We start from the raw sequence: 17,387 nt of genomic DNA on the forward strand, positions 1-17,387 counted from the left end.
ATCTGCCTTCGTTATCCGCTGGATGGCACACCGGTATCCTTTGCATACTGTTGCCATCGTCAACGGGAGGTGTGAGATGGACAGTTCATTGCGCCGTGGCTCGCTGGAAATGGTCGCTGCCATGCTGATTTCCGGGACCATCGGCTGGTTCGTGCTGGTGTCCGGCCAGCCCGTGCTTGAGGTGGTGTTCTGGCGCTGCGTGTTCGGCGCCGTGACCTTGCTGGTGATCTGCGCCGCGTTTGGCTTTCTGCGGCCGGGAGTGATCAGCCGCACGGCGTTCTTGCTGGCGATTGCCAGTGGGGTGGCGATTGTCGGCAACTGGTTACTGTTGTTTGCCTCTTACTCGCGGGCGTCGATTGCCATTGGCACGGCGGTGTACAACGTGCAGCCGTTTCTGCTGGTGGGGCTGGCGGCGCTGTTCCTGGGCGAGAAAATCACCTTGGCCAAGGTGACTTGGCTGAGCGTCGCCTTCCTCGGCATGTTGGCCATCGTCAGTGCCCACGGCGCGGGGCAGGGTGGCGGTGAGGATTATCTGCTGGGAATTGCCCTGGCGCTGGGGGCGGCGTTCTTGTACGCAATCGCTGCACTGATCATCAAGCGCCTGAGTGGCACGCCGCCTCACCTGATTGCATTGATCCAGGTAACCACCGGTGTGCTGATGCTGGCACCCTGGGTCAGGCCTGGCGGGTTGCCTGGAGAAGTGCCGGCGTTGGCCAGCTTGTTGGCACTGGGCATGGTGCACACCGGCCTGATGTATGTGCTGCTTTACAGTGCCATCCAGCGTCTGCCCACGGCGTTGACCGGGGCGCTGTCGTTCATCTACCCGATTGCGGCGATTCTGGTGGACTGGGTGGCGTTCGGGCATCGGCTGGCGCCGCTGCAGTGGCTGGGCGTGGGTTTGATCCTGGTGGCGGCGGCGGGGATGCAGCAGGGCTGGTGGTTCCGTTCTGCACAAGTGGCGGTCAAGGGGTAGAATGGCGGCCTTTTCATTTGTTTGCGACCCACCATGACTTCGCCGATCCACACCCTTGAGCAACACCTGCTCGCCGCGTTCGACCCTGCCCCGCAGGAAACCCGCCGACTGTTTCACGGCCGTGGCCGCTGCTGGGTGGGCCTGGAGCAAGTGACGGTCGACTGGTTGCAGGGGGTGCTGTCGGTCGCCTTGTTCCGCGAGCCACCCGAGGGCCAGCTGGCTGAACTGGAAGCCATGTTGCGTGCCTTTGCCGAACGCCCGCAGTGGTCTGGCCAGGCGATCCTCATTCAGCACCGCTACCTGCCCGACAGCCCGGGCCAGTGGCTGCTGGGCGAGCCGTGCCAGCAGCGTGAGGTGGTCGAGGATGGCCTGACCTACCTGCTGGACCTGGGCGTGCGGCAGAACAATGGCCTGTTCCTCGACATGCGCTACGGCCGGCGCTGGGTGCGCGAGCAGGCAGCGGGCAAGCGTGTGTTGAACCTGTTCGCCTACACCTGCGGTTTTTCGGTGGCGGCGATTGCCGGTGGCGCCGAGCAGGTGGTGAACCTGGACATGGCCAAGTCGGCGTTGTCCCGTGGCCGTGATAACCACCGCCTGAATGGCCACGATGCATCGCGGGTGGCTTACCTGGGGCATGAGCTGTTCAAATCGTGGGGCAAGGTGCGCAGGTACGGGCCTTATGACCTGATCATCATCGACCCGCCCACGTTCCAGCGTGGCAGTTTTGTGCTGACCCAGGATTACGCGAAGATCCTGCGGCGGTTGCCGGAGTTGCTGAATGTGGGTGGCACAGTGCTGGCGTGCGTGAACGACCCGGGGATCGGGCCGGAATTTCTGATCGAGGGGATGGCGGAGCAGGCGCCTTCGCTGGCGTTTGTCGAGCGGTTGGAGAACCCGCCGGAGTTTCCCGATGTGGACCCGGCGGGGGGCTTGAAGGCTTTGGTATTCCGTCAGACCTGAGTTTGCCAGTACCGGCCCTATCGCCGGCAAGCCAGCTCCCACTGGTACTGCACGCGGCTTGGGCATTGTGCAGTACCTGTGGGAGCTGGCTTGCCGGCGATAGGGCCGGGCCTGCCTACATCATTTACTGACCGCTATAAATCTGGTCAAACACGCCGCCATCATTGAAGTGGGTCTTCTGCACGGTGCGCCAGTCACCAAAGGTTTTCTCCACCGACAGGAAGTCCACTTTCGGGAAACGGTCGGTGTACTTGGCCAGTACCGTCGCATCCCGTGGGCGCAGGTAGTTGTTGGCGGCGATCTCCTGAGCTTCTGGCGACCACAGGTACTTCAGGTATTCCTCGGCCACGGCCTGGGTACCCTTCTTGGCGACCACCTTGTCCACCACGCTCACCGGTGGCTCGGCCTCGGCCGACACGCTTGGGTAAACCACTTCGAACTGGTCGCGACCGAACTCGCGGGCGATCATTTCGGCTTCGTTCTCGAAGGTGACCAGCACGTCGCCGATCTGGTTGGTCATGAACGTGGTGGTAGCAGCACGGCCACCGGTATCCAGCACCGGCGCTTGCTTGAACAGCTTGCCAACGAAGTCACGGGCCTTGGCCTCGTCACCGCCTTGCTTGAGTACATAACCCCAGGCGGACAGGTAGGTGTAGCGGCCGTTACCCGAGGTTTTCGGGTTGGGCACGATCACCTGCACACCGTCCTTCAGCAGATCGGGCCAGTCTTTCAGGGCTTTCGGGTTGCCCTTGCGCACGATGAACACGGTGGCCGAGGTGAACGGCGCGCTGTTGTTCGGCAGGCGGGTTACCCAGTTGTCCGGTACCAGCTTGCCGTTGTCGGCCAGGGCGTTGATGTCGGTGGCCATGTTCATGGTGATGACGTCGGCCGGCAGGCCATCGATCACTGCACGCGCCTGCTTGCTGGAGCCGCCGAAGGACATCTGCACGTTGACCTTCTCTTTGTGCTCGGCTTCCCAGTGTTTCTGGAAGGCCGGGTTGTAGTCCTTGTAAAAGTCGCGCATCACGTCGTAGGAAACGTTCAGCAGGGTAGGGGCGGCCTGGGCGAGGTTGCCCAGGGCCAGGCCTGCGGCGAGCAGCGAGGCGGTGAAGAGTTTTTTCACGTTGCTTCCTTGTTATGGTTCAGATGTTTGGCAGTGTGCCAGCGACTATAGCGTTTGGTTCTTGGGGCTTTAAAGACGAAATGGCTCTTTGCTTATTCAGTTTTCGGGAACAGTACATTCCCACACCGGGAACAGAACGCGGCGCCATGCTCATGGGTCTTCTTGCTGCAAGTCGGGCAATCATGCTGCAGCTGTTCACCACGCATGGCATTGGCCAGCTCGGCGGTAAAGATGCCGGTCGGCACGGCAATAATTGAGTAACCCGTAATCATCACCAGCGACGACAGCACCTGGCCCAGGGGCGTCTTCGGCACGATATCGCCAAACCCCACGGTAGTGAGTGTGACGATGGCCCAGTAGATGCCTTTGGGGATGCTGGTAAAGCCATGCTCCGGTCCTTCGATCACATACATCAAGGTGCCGAACACGGTTACCAGGGTCGAGACCGTGACCAGAAACACGATGATCTTCTGCTTGCTGCCGCGCAGTGCCTCCATCAGGTAATGGGCCTGCTTGAGGTACGGGCTGAGCTTGAGCACGCGGAAGATCCGCAGCATCCGGATCACCCGGATGATCAGCAGGTACTGGGCGTCGCTGTAGTACAGCGCGATGATCCCCGGCACGATCGCCAGCAAGTCGACCAGGCCGTAGAAGCTGAACGCATAGCGCAGGGGCTTGGGCGAGCAGTACAGGCGGGTGAGGTACTCGGCCAGGAAGATCGCGGTAAAGCCCCATTCGATGGCTGCCAGCAGGCCGGCGTAGCCTTGGTGTATTTCGTCGATGCTGTCGAGGATCACCGTGACCAGGCTGGCGAGGATGATTAGCAGGAGGATTTTGTCGAAGCGTCTTCCAGCCACGGTGTCGGTCTGGAAGACGATAACGAAGAGCCGTTCACGCAGGCTCGCAGGGTTGTTCATTAGCTCGGTCCACAAAAGCGATGGGCTGAGCCTAGGGGTTGCGTTTCAGCTGTGCAAGCGGCTGGCATTGCGCTGTCTGGGCTGGGCCAGATGGTTGCCCGCATGCATCAGCCAGCAGGCGGCGACAAAGGGCGCAGTCAGACCTGCCACAGGCAGCAGCGTGAACACCGGTTGCAGCAGCAAGGCCAAGGCAATTGCCAGCATTGTCACCCACGGTTTCTCACCCTGCCTGCTGAAGGCCAATGCCGCCAGTGCCGCATTGAAACCGTACAGGCCCAACCACGCAGCCTGCGCCTGGTCGGTCAGCAATGCCACACCGCCACCAATGGCTGAGCCGATCACTGCCCACATCGCGGCATAAGGGTTGGCGATGAACATGCCGACCATGATCAGCAATCCGGCCAAAGGTTGGTCGAGCAGGAAAATCTGGCCCACACCCCGCGCCAAAGCATATAGCGGGTCGGCCTCGACGAAGCCGCTGGGCGAAGGGCTGGCGAACAACAGCACGGCCCAACCCAGCAGCACGAACGGCGCCGTGTAGGCGATCAGCAGCTTGCCGCCGCGTTTGCGCCACTGGTGGGTGATGATGCTGGACAGGCCGCCTGCAGCAATGATCAGCGGTGGCAGGATGACCGACCACGGCAGCACGGCGCTGATCAGCAGGCCAATCAGCACACCGTTGTAGCAGTACAGCCCGGCCTGGCGGTCGGCGCGGTCGTAACCACGGGCCTGGGCGGTGATCAGGCCGGCCAGGGCACCGAGCAGGGCACCGCCGACCAGGTCGGGGGCGGTCAGCAGGATGGCCAGCAGGCAGCACAGGCCGCACAGGGGGGTGCGCAGCAGCAGCACCTGGCTGAAGCCGTTGAGTAACGCCGTGGCCCAGTCGGGGCACGGGTTGACGAAATTTTTGGTGTACATGGGGCAGTCAGTGAGGTTGAAGGGAAGCGGTGGGCCTCTTTGGGCCTCGGGTTTTCCGCTGTTGTGTGCAACACCGCTAACCCAGTGGGAGCGGGCAAGCCCGCTCCCACTGGGGAGGTGTGGTTGCTTAGATCAAGGTCTCGATCCGCAGCGTGTTAGTCGACCCCGGCTTGCCAAAAGGCACACCGGCCGTGATCAGCAGCGTATCGCCACGGCTGGCCATGCCTTGCGCCTGGGCAATCTCCAGCGCAGTCGACACAACCTCGTCCACCTGGCGCAGGCGGTCGTTGACCACCGAATGCACGCCCCACGCCACGCTCAAACGGCGAGCGGTGTTCAGGTTCGGCGTCAGGTTGAGGATCGGTGCCCGTGGCCGCTCGCGCGCAGCACGCAGGGTGGAGGCGCCCGATTCGCTGTAGTTGACCAGCACCGCCACCGGCAGGATGCCGCTGATACGGCGGATGGCGCAGCTGATGGCGTCCGATACCGTGGCTTCGGCTTTCGGCCGGCCAACGTCGAGCTGGGCCTGGTAGTCCGGGCCGTTTTCCACCTGGCGGATGATCTTGCTCATCATCTGCACGGCTTCCAGCGGGTAGTCACCCGAAGCGGTCTCGGCCGACAGCATCACCGCATCGGCACCTTCGGCCACGGCGTTGGCCACGTCGGTAACTTCGGCGCGGGTCGGTGCCGGCGAGAAGCGCATGGATTCGAGCATCTGCGTGGCCACCACCACTGGTTTGCCCAGCTGGCGGCAGGTGCCGATGATGCGTTTCTGGATCTGTGGCACGCTTTCGGCCGGCACTTCCACGCCCAGGTCACCACGGGCCACCATGATGGCGTCTGCCAGTTCGGCGATGGCTTGCAGCTGTTCGACGGCCGATGGCTTTTCGATCTTGGCCATCAGGTAAGCGCGGTCGCCAATCAGCTGGCGGGCTTCGACGATGTCTTCCGGGCGCTGCACGAACGACAGGGCCACCCAGTCCACGCCCAGTTCCAGGCCGAAGGCCAGGTCGCGGCGGTCTTTTTCGGTAAGCGGGGAGAGGTCGAGTACCGCTTGCGGCACGTTCACGCCCTTGCGGTCGGACAGCTCGCCGCCGTTCAGCACGGTCGTGTCGATGGCGTCGGCGTGCTTGGCAGTCACCCGCAGGCGCAGGCGGCCATCGTCCACCAGCAGGTCCATGCCCGGCTCCAGCGCAGCGATGATTTCCGGATGGGGCAGGTTGACCCGCTCGCTGTTGCCCGGCGTCGTGTCCAGGTCCAGGCGCAATGACTGACCACGCTGCAGTTGCACCTTGCCTTCGGCCAGGCGGCCAACACGCAGCTTGGGCCCTTGCAGGTCCATGAGGATGCCCAGCGGGTAGTTGAGCTGCTGCTCGACTTCGCGGATCCACTGGTAGCGCAAGGCGTGGTCAGCGTGTTCGCCGTGGCTGAAGTTGAGGCGGAAGATGTTCACCCCGGCCTCGACCAGCTGGCGGATGTCGTCTTTGCCTTTGATCGCAGGGCCGAGGGTGGCGAGGATCTTTACTTTTTTATCAGGCGTCATGATTGGGCAGTCTCAAGGATCAGGATGGCGCGGAAATCGTTGACGTTGGTGCGGGTTGGTTCGGTGACGATCAGCGCATCCAGCGCGGCGAAATAGCCGTAGCCGTTGTTGTTGTCCAGCTCGTCGCTGGCCGAAAGGCCCAGGGCCTCGGCGCGTGCGTAACTGCCTGGGGTCATGAAGGCACCGGCATTTTCTTCCGAGCCATCGATGCCGTCGGTATCACCGGCCAGGGCGTACACACCCGGCAGGCCTTTCAGGCTTTCGGTAAGGCTGAGCAGGAACTCGGCGTTGCGCCCGCCACGGCCATTGCCGCGCACGGTCACGGTGGTTTCGCCGCCGGACAGGATCACGCAGGGGGCTTTCAGCGGCTGGCCATGCAGCACGATCTGCCGGGCGATACCGGCGTGTACCTTGGCCACTTCGCGCGATTCGCCTTCCAGGTCACCGAGGATCAGCGGGCTGAAACCGGCCTGGCGGGCTTTCACGGCGGCGGCTTCAAGCGACTGCTGGGGCTTGGCGATCAGCTGGAAGTGGCTGCGGGCCAGGGCCGGATCGTCGGCTTTGACGGTTTCCGAGGCTGGGTTGTTCAGCCAGTCGATGACCGCTTGCGGCGCTTCGATGCTGTAGCGCTTGAGGATGGCCAGGGCATCGGTCGAGGTGCTCGGGTCGGCCACGGTGGGGCCGGAGGCGATGACCGTTGCCAGGTCGCCCGGTACGTCGGAAATCGCATAGGTGTAAACGGTGGCAGGCCAGCAGGCCTTGGCCAGGCGGCCGCCTTTGATCGCCGAGAGGTGCTTGCGCACGCAGTTCATCTCGCCGATGGTGGCGCCGGATTTGAGCAGTGCCTTGTTGATCTGCTGCTTGTCGGCCAGGGTCAGGCCCTCGGCCGGCAGCGCCAGCAGGGCGGAACCACCGCCAGACAGCAGGAAGATGACGCGGTCGTCTTCGTTGAGGTTGCTGACCAGGTCCAGCACGCGCTTGGCAACGGCCAGGCCGGCGGCGTCGGGGACCGGGTGGGCGGCTTCGACCACTTCGATTTTTTGGCAATTGGCGCCGTGGCCGTAGCGGGTGACGACCAGGCCAGAGACTTCGCCCTGCCAGCTTTTCTCGACCACTTCGGCCATGGCGGCTGCGGCCTTGCCGGCGCCGATGACAATCACCCGGCCGCTACGGTCGACGGGCAGGTAGGGTTCGAGGACTTGACGGGGGTGGGCGGCAGCGATGGCTGTGTCGAACAGCTCGCGGAGAATTTTTTGCGGATCGACCGACATGGCAGGCTCCCAATTATTGTTGTTCTGCAGAATCAAAAACGCCCCTGGAACTGCCTCCGTGCAGGCCGAACCAGGGGCGGGTGTTGCTCGGTGTCACTGGCTGCCCCGTGGTCGCAGGTCAGCCAGTGTGTGTTGCTTATTTCTCGTCGCGGATCGAGAAGTTGGCCATGTGCTCCAGGCCTTTGATCAGCGCCGAGTGGTCCCAGTTGCCGCCGCCCAGGGCCTGGCAGGTGTTGAACACTTGCTGGGCATTGGAGGTGTTGGGCAGGTTGATGCCCAGTTCCTTGGCGCCTTGCAGGGCCAGGTTCAGGTCTTTCTGGTGCAGGTTGATGCGGAAGCCCGGGTCGAAGGTGCCTTTGATCATGCGCTCGGCATGCACTTCAAGGATTTTCGACGAAGCGAAGCCGCCCATCAGGGCTTCACGCACCTTGGCCGGGTCGGCGCCGTTTTTGGCAGCGAACAGCAGGGCCTCGGCAACAGCCTGGATGTTCAGGGCAACGATGATCTGGTTGGCCACCTTGGCAGTCTGGCCGTCGCCGTTGCCACCGACGCGGGTGATGTTCTTGCCCATGGCCTCGAACAGCGGCAGGGCGCGCTCGAAGGCTTTCGGGCAGCCACCGACCATGATGCTCAGGGTCGCGGCTTTGGCACCGACTTCACCGCCGGATACCGGAGCGTCCAGGTAGGCGGCGCCGGTAGCCTTGATTTTTTCGGCGAAGGCTTTGGTGGCGGTAGGGGAGATCGAGCTCATGTCGATCACCACCTTGTTCGGGCCCACACCTTCGGCCACGCCGTTTTCACCGAACAGGACGCTTTCGACCTGCGGGGTGTCCGGGACCATGACGATGATGAATTCGGCTTCCTGGGCCACTTCCTTCGGGTTGGCCAGGGCCACTGCACCGGCGGCGATCAGCTCGGCTGGCGCGGCGTCGTGATGGGTGGAAACGAACAGGCTGTGACCTGCTTTCTGCAGGTTCTGGGCCATGGGCTTGCCCATGATGCCGGTGCCGATGAAACCGATTTTAGCCATGACAATGTGCCTCTTTGTATTTGTGATATCTCAAGCAAGCCTTGGCCCCCTGTGGGAGCGGGCTTGCCCGCGAAGCAGACAACTCGGTGGATGGCACCGGCTTCGCCGGTGTTCGCGGGCGAGCCCGCTCCCACAGGGTTCCGAGTTGTTTCTTAGATTGCGTTGTGCGTTTTCAGCCAGCCCAGGCCTGCTTCGGTGGTGGTCTTGGGCTTGTATTCCGCGCCCACCCAGCCCTGGTAGCCAATGCGGTCCAGGTGCTCGAACAGGAAGCGATAGTTGATCTCGCCGGTACCTGGCTCGTGACGGCCGGGGTTGTCGGCCAGCTGGACGTGGTTGATCAGTGGCAGGTTGGCTTCCAGGGTGCGCGCCAGGTCACCTTCCATGATCTGCATGTGATAGATGTCGTACTGCAGGAACAGGTTGTCGCTGCCCACCTCGGCCTGGATTTCCAGCGCCTGTTGAGTGGTGTTCAGGTAGAAACCCGGGATGTCGCGGGTGTTGATCATTTCCATGACCAGGCGAATACCGGCGGCTTTGAGCTTGTCGGCGGCGTAGCGCAGGTTTTCCACGAAGGTCTTGCGCACGGTGGCGCAGTCCGGGCCTTGCGGGCGGATGCCGGCCAGGGCGTTGACCTGGGTGTTGCCCAGCACCTTGGCGTACTCGATGGCCTTGTCGACACCGGCACGGAATTCTTCAATGCGGTCGGGGTGGCAGGTGATGCCACGCTCACCTTTGGCCCAGTCACCGGCAGGCAGGTTGAACAGCACCTGGGTCAGGCCGTTGGCCTCCAGCTGCTGTTTGATTTCGGCAGCACTGAAGTCGTACGGGAACAGGTATTCGACACCGCTGAAACCAGCGTCGGCGGCAGCCTTGAAGCGGGCCAGGAAGTCCTGTTCGGTGAACAGCATGGACAGGTTGGCAGCGAAGCGAGGCATGGGTTGTCTCCTTGCGTTGAAGGCCCCCAGGTAGGCCTGGGGGCGTCAGGCGATCAGTCCAGCAGCGAGATGGCGGTTGGCGCGTCGTTGCCGACCAGGGCCAGGTCTTCGAACTCGTTGACCGCGTTGATCTCGGTGCCCATGGAAATGTTGGTTACACGCTCGAGAATCACTTCGACCACCACCGGCACGCGGAACTCTTCGGCCATTTTCTGTGCCTTGATCAGGGCAGGGGCGATTTCTGCCGGCTCGAACACACGAATGGCCTTGCAACCCAGGCCTTCGACCACGGCGACGTGGTCGACACCGTAGGTGGCAGCGTCGGTGGAGTTGATGTTCTCGAACGCCAGTTGTACACAGTAATCCATGTCGAAGCCACGCTGCGCCTGACGGATCAGGCCCAGGTAGGCGTTGTTCACCAGTACGTGTACGTACGGCAGGTTGAACTGCGCGCCCACGGCCAGCTCTTCGATCATGAACTGGAAGTCGTAGTCACCCGACAGCGCAACGACTTTGCGTTTCGGGTCGGCCTTGACCACGCCGAGGGCGGCAGGGATGGTCCAGCCCAGCGGGCCGGCCTGGCCGCAGTTGATCCAGTGGCGTGGCTTGTACACATGCAGGAACTGCGCGCCGGCAATCTGCGACAGGCCGATGGTGCTGACGTAGGTGGTGTCCTTGCCGAACACCTGGTTCATTTCTTCGTATACGCGCTGCGGCTTGACCGGCACGTTGTCGAAGTGGGTCTTGCGCTGCAGGGTCGCTTTGCGCTCCTGGCAGTCTGCCAGCCAGGCCTTGCGGCACTGCAGTTTGCCGGCGGCTTTCCACTCGCGGGCCACTTCCAGGAACACGTCCAGCGCCTTGCCGGCGTCGGAAACGATACCCAGGTCCGGCGTGAACACACGGCCGATCTGGGTCGGTTCGATGTCCACGTGCACGAACTTGCGGCCTTCGGTGTAGACGTCGACCGAGCCGGTGTGACGGTTGGCCCAGCGGTTACCGATACCGAACACCAGGTCGGATTTGAGCAGGGTGGCGTTGCCGTAGCGGTGCGAAGTCTGCAGGCCGACCATGCCGACCATTTGTGCGTGGTCGTCCGGGATGGTGCCCCAGCCCATCAGGGTCGGGATGACCGGCACGCCGGTCAGTTCGGCGAACTCGACCAGCTTGTCGCTGGCGTCGGCGTTGATGATGCCGCCACCGGCCACCAGCAGTGGGCGCTCGGCGTCATTGAGCAGGGCCAGGGCTTTTTCGGCCTGAACGCGGGTGGCGGACGGCTTGTTGATGGCCAGCGGTTCGTAGGCGTCGATGTCGAATTCGATTTCGGCCATCTGCACGTCGAACGGCAGGTCGATCAGCACTGGGCCTGGGCGGCCAGTGCGCATTTCGTAGAAGGCCTTCTGGAAGGCGTAAGGCACCTGGCCTGGTTCCAGAACGGTAGTTGCCCACTTGGTCACCGGCTTGACAATGCTGGTGATGTCGACGGCCTGGAAGTCTTCCTTGTGCAGGCGTGCACGCGGGGCCTGGCCGGTAATGCAGAGAATCGGAATGGAGTCGGCCGAGGCACTGTACAGGCCGGTGACCATGTCGGTGCCGGCCGGGCCGGAAGTGCCGATGCACACGCCGATGTTGCCCGGGTTGGCACGGGTGTAGCCCTCGGCCATGTGCGAGGCACCTTCGACGTGACGAGCGAGGACGTGATCGATGCCACCGACTTTCTTCAGGGCCGAGTACAACGGGTTGATGGCAGCCCCCGGGATGCCGAACGCGGTATCTACACCTTCACGGCGCATGACCAGAACGGCTGCATCGATTGCTCTCATTTTGCTCATGGTTTGTGCCTCATCGATTTTGTAATTGTATACAACTTGCGTTGCGACAGAGTGTATTCACGGCTGGCGCCTCAGGTCAATGGGTTTTCATCGGCTAAGCTGGCTTTCGCCAGAGCGCCCGTGAAAACGGCGATTTGCGCCATCGCATACGATCGTTTCAAAATATTGTATACAAAAATACATCTCGTTGTGTTCTATTTGCTCTATCGGTTTTCAACTGCCCTCAGGGCTTCTCACAACAAGAAGAGGACCTTTTCATGAACGCTTTGAACCTGAACGTTGCTGTCAGCCTGGTGAATGCCGCACTGGCAGCGGGCCGCAAGATCAACGCGGCGCCGTTGACCGTGGCGGTGCTGGATGCCGGCGGGCACTTGCTGGCGCTGCAGCGTGAGGATGGCGCTAGCCTGATCCGCCCTGAGGTGGCCACGGGCAAGGCCTGGGGCGCGATTGCGCTGGGTAAGGGGTCGCGTTTGCTGGCGCTGGATGCACAGCAGCGGCCGGCGTTTTTTGCGGCGCTGAACGGGATGGGCGAACGGCCGGTGGTGCCGGCACCGGGTGGGGTGCTGATTCGTGATCAGGCTGGCAAGGTGCTGGGTGCTGTCGGGATCAGCGGGGATACGTCGGACATTGACGAGCAGTGTGCGATCAGTGCGATTGAGGAAGTGGGGTTGCGGGCAGATGCGGGTGTAGCTGCCTAAATCTCTATTGCCTGTTCTGGCCCAATCGCCGGCAAGCCAGCTCCCACAGGTTTTTCACAGTGCTCAAGAGCTGTGGAGACCTTGTGGGAGCTGGCTTGCCGGCGATGGGCTGCATAGCAGCCCCACTGGCCCTATCAGGCCACCTCAGGCTCACAGCCCTTGAGCACCATGCGAATAATGGTCTCGGCCGCCGCGTCGTAATCGCTGTCGGCCAGCTTGGCCTTGCCGGTCACCGCAGAAATCTGCCAATCGAAATCCGCATACGTCTGTGTCGCCGCCCAGATGCTGAACATCAGGTGGTGCGCATCCACATGGGCGATCTGCCCGCGGTCGATCCAGCGCTGGATGCACTCGATGTTGTGCCGGGCCTGCTCGTTCAGCTGCTCAACCTGGTTCGGCGACAGGTGCGGGGCACCGTGCATGATCTCGCTGGCGAACACCTTGGAGGCGTGCGGCAGGTCACGCGAAATGCGGATCTTCGAACGAATGTATGAACTGAGCACTTCCTTCGGATCGCCGTCGGCATTGAACGGCGTCGACGCCTGCATGATTGGCGCGATGATGCTTTCCAGGACCTCGCGGTAGAGGTTGTCCTTGGACTTGAAGTAGTAATACACGTTCGGCTTGGGCAGGCCGGCCTTGGCCGCGATATCGCTGGTCTTGGTGGCGGCGAAGCCCTTGTCGGCGAATTCCTCGCTGGCCGCGCGCAGGATCAGTTCCTTGTTGCGCTCGCGAATGGTGCTCATGGTCAGGGATCTTCCTCGTGTCTGGCCACCTCTAAGAGGGATCGGGCATGGTAGCACCGGGCTCGACGGGGGCTCAAGGCAGCGGCTTTGGGCTAGAATCGATGGCACATACACATCTGGATACAGGCAAACATGGCAGGAAGCAGTCTACTGGTACTGATCGACGACATCGCCACGGTGCTCGATGACGTCTCGGTGATGACCAAAGTGGCAGCGAAAAAGACCGCAGGCGTGCTGGGCGACGACCTGGCGCTGAATGCCCAGCAGGTCACCGGTGTGCGTGCCGAACGCGAAATCCCGGTGGTGTGGGCGGTGGCCAAAGGGTCGATGGTGAACAAGGCCATCCTGGTGCCGGCGGCGCTGTTGATCAGCGCGTTCATCCCTTGGGCGGTGACGCCGCTGCTGATGGTGGGCGGTGCCTACCTGTGCTTCGAGGGTTTCGAGAAGCTGGCACACAAGTTCTTGCACAGCAAAGAAGAGGATGAGGCTGAGCACGAAGCCCGTAAGGAGGCGGTGGCCGATGCCAATGTCGACCTCGTGGCGTTCGAGAAAACCAAGATCAAGGGCGCGGTGCGCACCGACTTCATTCTCTCGGCGGAGATCATCGCCATCACCCTGGGCACCGTGGCCGATGCGCCGCTGACCCAGCAGATCATCGTGCTGTCGGGCATTGCCATTGTCATGACCATCGGCGTTTACGGGTTGGTGGCGGGTATCGTCAAGCTGGATGACCTGGGGTTGTGGATGACCCAGAAGGCTTCGCGTCTGGCTCAGGTGTTGGGTAACGGCATCCTGCAGACAGCGCCGTACATGATGAAGAGCCTGTCGGTGATCGGTACGGCGGCGATGTTTCTGGTGGGTGGCGGCATTCTGGTGCATGGCATCGCGCCCTTGCATCATGCCATCGAGGCGTTCAGCGAAGGGCGTGGTGGTGCGTTGACCGGTGCGCTGCTCAACGGCGTGGCCGGGGTGGTGGCCGGTGCCGTGGTGCTCGCGGTGGTCAGCGCGGTCTCTAAGGTTTGGCGTGCCGTCAGGGGCTGACCGCCACGCCTTTTTCCTCATCGCTGGCTGCCGGTTTCCAGGCGAGTAGGCCTTTGCTGAAATCGTTGGCCGCACTCTGGTAGTAGGCGATGGCCCGGCGTACCAGCGGGTTATCGCTACCCACGCTCAATTCCCGGCTGTTGCCCAATGCATCCTGATGCACACGCATGCCGCCGCGCGGGCTGAGGATCGCCAGGTCCTTACCGTCGAACAGGCCCAGGTGCTGATAGTTGCCGATCAGTACCCGCGGCGGCAGGGTGTCTTCACGCAGCAGGTCGCGGCCGAAGAAGGTCGAGGTGTAGCTCAGGTTCAGCAGGCCAAGCAAGGTCGGTGCAAGGTCGATCTGGCTGGCCAGCTGCGCGTCTTCGCGCGGGGCGATCAGCTTAGGGGCGTAGATCCACAGCGGGATCTGGTAGTTGTTCACCGGCAGGTCTTCCACACCGGCACTGCCCGCAGTGTGGTCGGCCACGAAGACAAACAAGGTATTGTCGAACCACGGTTTGCGCTTCGCTTCGCGCAGGAACTGGGCGATGGTATGGTCGGTGTACTTCACCGCACCTTCACGGCCTTCACCCGAGGGGATGTCGATGCGGCCGTCCGGATAGGTGTATGGGCGGTGGTTGGAGGTGGTCATCAGTTGCAGCAGGAATGGCTGCTGCTTGGCATGGTCGGCATCGGCCAGTTTCAGGGCCTGCTTGTACAGGTCTTCATCGGCCATGCCCCAGGCGTTCTTGAAGCCGATTTCGCTTTCGTCCACGCTGCTCTGGTCGACGATGCGGTAGCCGTTGCCGCTGAAGAAGGCGTTCATGTTGTCGAAGTAACCGCGCCCGCCATAGACGAACACGGGGTCATAGCCGACAGCGGCCAGTTGCTGGCCGAGGCTGCCGTAGCCGCTTTCGCGGCCGATGCGTTTGACGATGGAGCGGCCCGGTGTTGGCGGAATCGACAGGGTGATGGCCTCCAGGCCACGGTCGGTGCGGGTGCCGGTGGCGTAAAAATTGTTGAAGTACAGGCTTTCGCGGCGCAGGGCGTCCAGGTTGGGCGTGAGGTTACGCGGGTCGCCGTTGCTGCCCATGTACTTGGCGCTGAAGCTTTCGATGGTGACCAGGATGATGTTGGGCGTGCGTGGCTCGCCGCTGGCGTTGATATGGCGGCGGATATCCTCGGGCTCGCTGGCCTGGAACCGGGCATTGGGCTCAGCCAGCTCCTGGTGCATCTGCGCGCCGGCTTCACTGGCATCGAGGGTGGCGTAGAACTGGCTGTAGTCCAGTTCGTTGTTACGGAATGCGGCAAAGAACTGGTACGGGCCGTTGCTGGCCAGTTCGCGTTGGTAGGCGTTACCACCCTGGCCGCGGGGGAATTGCTGGTCGACCAGCAAACCGCTCAGCCCACCCAGTACAGCCAACAGCGCAATGCCGCCCAGGCGTTGGCGCAGATTGGCACCGGGGGCTGCGAGCGCCTGGCCGAGGGGCTTGCGCAAGACCACTGCAAGCAACACGGCGACCACAGCGATGCTGCCCAGCAGGGTGGGCAGTGGGTACGATTCGCGGATGTTGTCCAGCACTTCCTTGGAATACACCAGGTAATCGACCGCGATAAAGTTGAAGCGTACCCCGAACTCGCCCCAGAACAGCCACTCGGCCACCGCGACGAACAGCATCACGAACAGGCTGACGACCAGTACGCCGCCCATCAGCCGGCGATGCAAGCGCGTGCGCCATAAGCCTGCCGGGCACACGGCCAGGTACAGCCCCAGCGGCAGGGCGGCGTAGGTGAGGAAGCTCAGGTCGTACAGGGCACCACTGAAGAACAATGAGACGTAGTCGCCATGTACTTCATCCAGATGGGTGACCAGTAATACCAGGCGGGTCAGCAGGAAGATGCCGAACCACAGTGAACAAACTAACAGAAGATACCGCCACGGGGCGGCGAGGGACGTGCGCATTAAGTAGGCCTGTTTTCTTTTTTGAATGCGAGAATCCAAGCATGCTAAAGGGCAAAGTGCAAAAATTTTGTCAAAAATTTGCGGTGTTAAAGTGGAAAGCCTGGGCCTATAGTCAGTACTTTGCTTTTTCCTACAGCTCAGGAGGGGAAAACCATGTTTGGTAAAGTATTAACTTACGATGTGTACCACCTGGCGCTCTACCTGGGTACGGTCATGGCCTGGGGGGCGTTGGGCCTGTGGCTGCTGCTGCGCGGGGCGGGCGTCGAGGCGTTGTACAAGTGCTGTGCCATGTTCGGCCTGGCATTGACAATCAGCAGCATCATGCTGGTGCTGGACATCTTTCGAGTGATAGAACACTGGCAGGTAGAAGCGGGGCTGTTGCTGTTTGGTGGGTTGTTGCCTTGCCTGCTTGCCCTGACTTTCAAGGCAACTTTAAATGCGAATAGGATTGATCTGAATAAGTTGTAGGAAATTACTTACATGCTGCGCAGCCTATTGCACATGACAGCGCGTTGTTAATGCAACGCGCTGTCACGTTTCAGCGCATCAGAAGTGCACTTTCACCAGGAAACTCATGGTGTTCTGGTCCGTGGTGAACGCATCGCTGTCCTTGATGCCGTACTTGTTCTTCCAGTAGTCGTACTCCACACCCACGTACAACTGCTTCTCACCCAGGTGCAATGCCTTGCCCAGGTCGTACTTGATCTGCGGGTTGAAGTGCAGGTTGGCCTGGTAGGTGCCGCGACGGTTCTCGTCGTTGTCCACCACCCAGTCCATGAAGCCGTCGATCAGCACGTCGGAATCGCCGACCGGGATGGTGTACGACCACACCGGAGTAATCTGCCATACGTTGTCGCCGGCGCGGCTGCCGTCGGTGGTGCGGTTGTAGAAGTTCAGCTGGAAGTAGTCGAAGCCCGGGATGGCCAGGTCGAAGCCCGGGCCGATCAGGTACGACTCGGTGTCACCCTCGCCAAACTCGTAGGTCATGGCCAGCAGCACGTCCTTGACCGGGCCGAACTCCAGCTTCTGGTCGAAGATCTTGCCGAACGACAGGCGTGGGCTGAACTCGCCGTAGTAGGTGTTGGGGCCGTTGCTGGCGTCCTTCTTGCCCTGGTAGAAAATCTTGTCGATGAAGAAGAAGTTGTCGCCGTACTTCCACGCATCGGCATGCTCGAAGGTGAAGGTTTGCTGGGTCTCGGGGTTGACCTTGAAGTTCTTGCCCCACAGGTAGGTCAGGCTGTTGTTCTGCCATTGCAGCAGGTCGCCGCCGAAGGTGGTGCCACAGGCCAGCAGGCCGCCGGCGAGGATCAGGCTGTTGATGGTACGCATTGAAAGTGTCGCTCCCTTGATTGATCTGTTGTCAGCGCTCGTTGTTGGCGCTTTTTTGTCTTTTGAGTCAGCTTTTTTCGATAGGCCACAGCTGTTTGGCAAGGGTTGGGCCAACTTTTCCGGGTTGGC

16 protein-coding genes are annotated in these 17,387 nt (G+C 61.9%); 5 read left to right on the top strand and 11 right to left on the bottom strand.

Going from position 1 to position 17,387, the window contains the following annotated elements; all coding sequences use genetic code 11:
- Positions 1-76 precede the first annotated feature (76 nt).
- Both A0O30_RS08140 and A0O30_RS08145 read left to right on the top strand, forming a co-directional pair.
- A complete protein-coding gene (locus A0O30_RS08140; RefSeq protein WP_105946134.1) occupies positions 77-973 on the top strand; it encodes a DMT family transporter in 897 nt (298 codons plus the stop codon).
- A gap of 33 nt (positions 974-1,006) precedes the next feature.
- Positions 1,007-1,933: a class I SAM-dependent methyltransferase gene (locus tag A0O30_RS08145; RefSeq protein WP_105946135.1), complete on the top strand. Its 927-nt coding sequence runs from the start codon at positions 1,007-1,009 to the stop codon at positions 1,931-1,933.
- Between the two features lie 124 nt (positions 1,934-2,057).
- Here the strand turns inward: A0O30_RS08145 and A0O30_RS08150 are convergent, their stop codons facing one another.
- From A0O30_RS08150 to gcl, 8 genes are all read right to left on the bottom strand, one after another.
- Positions 2,058-3,056 carry a sulfate ABC transporter substrate-binding protein gene (locus tag A0O30_RS08150; RefSeq protein ID WP_060499626.1) on the bottom strand — a complete coding sequence of 333 codons (999 nt, stop codon included), beginning with the start codon at positions 3,054-3,056 and terminating at the stop codon, positions 2,058-2,060.
- A 92-nt stretch (positions 3,057-3,148) separates the two neighbouring features.
- Complete coding sequence (locus A0O30_RS08155; protein WP_105946136.1) at positions 3,149-3,973, bottom strand: ion transporter; 825 nt, start codon at positions 3,971-3,973, stop codon at positions 3,149-3,151.
- Between the two features lie 45 nt (positions 3,974-4,018).
- Positions 4,019-4,891 carry an urea transporter gene (locus tag A0O30_RS08160; protein ID WP_105946137.1) on the bottom strand — a complete coding sequence of 291 codons (873 nt, stop codon included), beginning with the start codon at positions 4,889-4,891 and terminating at the stop codon, positions 4,019-4,021.
- Positions 4,892-5,018: 127 nt separating this feature from the next.
- Positions 5,019-6,434, bottom strand: coding sequence for a pyruvate kinase (gene pyk / locus A0O30_RS08165; protein WP_016711741.1), 1,416 nt, complete (start codon positions 6,432-6,434; stop codon positions 5,019-5,021).
- Complete coding sequence (locus A0O30_RS08170) at positions 6,431-7,705, bottom strand: glycerate kinase (RefSeq protein WP_105946180.1); 1,275 nt, start codon at positions 7,703-7,705, stop codon at positions 6,431-6,433. The genes pyk and A0O30_RS08170 overlap by 4 nt, the downstream gene beginning before the upstream one ends.
- Before the next feature lie 136 nt (positions 7,706-7,841).
- The gene (locus A0O30_RS08175) at positions 7,842-8,735 is read right to left on the bottom strand and encodes a 2-hydroxy-3-oxopropionate reductase (RefSeq protein WP_105946138.1); all 894 of its coding nucleotides are present in this window, start codon (positions 8,733-8,735) and stop codon (positions 7,842-7,844) included.
- Between the two features lie 152 nt (positions 8,736-8,887).
- Complete coding sequence (hyi, locus tag A0O30_RS08180) at positions 8,888-9,670, bottom strand: hydroxypyruvate isomerase (protein WP_016711738.1); 783 nt, start codon at positions 9,668-9,670, stop codon at positions 8,888-8,890.
- Between the two features lie 53 nt (positions 9,671-9,723).
- The gene (gcl, locus tag A0O30_RS08185) at positions 9,724-11,499 is read right to left on the bottom strand and encodes a glyoxylate carboligase (protein ID WP_105946139.1); all 1,776 of its coding nucleotides are present in this window, start codon (positions 11,497-11,499) and stop codon (positions 9,724-9,726) included.
- 257 nt (positions 11,500-11,756) lie between these two features.
- On the opposite strand from gcl, the gene A0O30_RS08190 reads away from it, so the two are divergent.
- Complete coding sequence (locus A0O30_RS08190) at positions 11,757-12,197, top strand: heme-binding protein (RefSeq protein WP_028699366.1); 441 nt, start codon at positions 11,757-11,759, stop codon at positions 12,195-12,197.
- Positions 12,198-12,331: 134 nt separating this feature from the next.
- On the opposite strand, the gene A0O30_RS08195 is transcribed toward A0O30_RS08190, so the two are convergent.
- Complete coding sequence (locus tag A0O30_RS08195) at positions 12,332-12,943, bottom strand: TetR/AcrR family transcriptional regulator (RefSeq protein WP_060499633.1); 612 nt, start codon at positions 12,941-12,943, stop codon at positions 12,332-12,334.
- A 132-nt stretch (positions 12,944-13,075) separates the two neighbouring features.
- On the opposite strand from A0O30_RS08195, the gene A0O30_RS08200 reads away from it, so the two are divergent.
- Positions 13,076-13,984 (top strand): DUF808 domain-containing protein, encoded by a 909-nt coding sequence (locus A0O30_RS08200; protein ID WP_105946140.1) that lies wholly within the window; start codon positions 13,076-13,078, stop codon positions 13,982-13,984.
- Here the strand turns inward: A0O30_RS08200 and A0O30_RS08205 are convergent.
- A complete protein-coding gene (locus tag A0O30_RS08205) occupies positions 13,974-15,929 on the bottom strand; it encodes an LTA synthase family protein (RefSeq protein ID WP_105946141.1) in 1,956 nt (651 codons plus the stop codon). The genes A0O30_RS08200 and A0O30_RS08205 overlap by 11 nt on opposite strands.
- 153 nt (positions 15,930-16,082) lie before the next feature.
- Here A0O30_RS08205 and A0O30_RS08210 point away from each other — a divergent pair, with 153 nt between their 5' ends.
- A complete protein-coding gene (locus A0O30_RS08210; protein WP_023381453.1) occupies positions 16,083-16,397 on the top strand; it encodes a hypothetical protein in 315 nt (104 codons plus the stop codon).
- 78 nt (positions 16,398-16,475) lie between these two features.
- Here the strand turns inward: A0O30_RS08210 and A0O30_RS08215 are convergent, their stop codons facing one another.
- Positions 16,476-17,258: an outer membrane protein OmpK gene (locus A0O30_RS08215; RefSeq protein WP_105946142.1), complete on the bottom strand. Its 783-nt coding sequence runs from the start codon at positions 17,256-17,258 to the stop codon at positions 16,476-16,478.
- Positions 17,259-17,387 lie beyond the last annotated feature (129 nt).

The organism is Pseudomonas sp. LLC-1, from assembly GCF_002992185.1.
Lineage (GTDB): Bacteria > Pseudomonadota > Gammaproteobacteria > Pseudomonadales > Pseudomonadaceae > Aquipseudomonas > Aquipseudomonas monteilii.

What these genes read in the sequence shown, in the direction of transcription:
- A0O30_RS08160 (WP_105946137.1), bottom strand. Translation starts at nt 4,891, where the DNA reads ATGTACACCAAAAATTTCGTCAACCCGTGCCCCGACTGGGCCACGGCG.
- pyk (WP_016711741.1), bottom strand. Translation starts at nt 6,434, where the DNA reads ATGACGCCTGATAAAAAAGTAAAGATCCTCGCCACCCTCGGCCCTGCG.
- A0O30_RS08210 (WP_023381453.1), top strand. Translation starts at nt 16,083, where the DNA reads ATGTTTGGTAAAGTATTAACTTACGATGTGTACCACCTGGCGCTCTAC.
- A0O30_RS08190 (WP_028699366.1), top strand. Translation starts at nt 11,757, where the DNA reads ATGAACGCTTTGAACCTGAACGTTGCTGTCAGCCTGGTGAATGCCGCA.
- A0O30_RS08205 (WP_105946141.1), bottom strand. Translation starts at nt 15,929, where the DNA reads ATGCGCACGTCCCTCGCCGCCCCGTGGCGGTATCTTCTGTTAGTTTGT.
- A0O30_RS08145 (WP_105946135.1), top strand. Translation starts at nt 1,007, where the DNA reads ATGACTTCGCCGATCCACACCCTTGAGCAACACCTGCTCGCCGCGTTC.
- A0O30_RS08170 (WP_105946180.1), bottom strand. Translation starts at nt 7,705, where the DNA reads ATGTCGGTCGATCCGCAAAAAATTCTCCGCGAGCTGTTCGACACAGCC.
- A0O30_RS08175 (WP_105946138.1), bottom strand. Translation starts at nt 8,735, where the DNA reads ATGGCTAAAATCGGTTTCATCGGCACCGGCATCATGGGCAAGCCCATG.
- A0O30_RS08215 (WP_105946142.1), bottom strand. Translation starts at nt 17,258, where the DNA reads ATGCGTACCATCAACAGCCTGATCCTCGCCGGCGGCCTGCTGGCCTGT.
- A0O30_RS08200 (WP_105946140.1), top strand. Translation starts at nt 13,076, where the DNA reads ATGGCAGGAAGCAGTCTACTGGTACTGATCGACGACATCGCCACGGTG.
- hyi (WP_016711738.1), bottom strand. Translation starts at nt 9,670, where the DNA reads ATGCCTCGCTTCGCTGCCAACCTGTCCATGCTGTTCACCGAACAGGAC.
- A0O30_RS08140 (WP_105946134.1), top strand. Translation starts at nt 77, where the DNA reads ATGGACAGTTCATTGCGCCGTGGCTCGCTGGAAATGGTCGCTGCCATG.
- A0O30_RS08195 (WP_060499633.1), bottom strand. Translation starts at nt 12,943, where the DNA reads ATGAGCACCATTCGCGAGCGCAACAAGGAACTGATCCTGCGCGCGGCC.
- gcl (WP_105946139.1), bottom strand. Translation starts at nt 11,499, where the DNA reads ATGAGCAAAATGAGAGCAATCGATGCAGCCGTTCTGGTCATGCGCCGT.
- A0O30_RS08155 (WP_105946136.1), bottom strand. Translation starts at nt 3,973, where the DNA reads ATGAACAACCCTGCGAGCCTGCGTGAACGGCTCTTCGTTATCGTCTTC.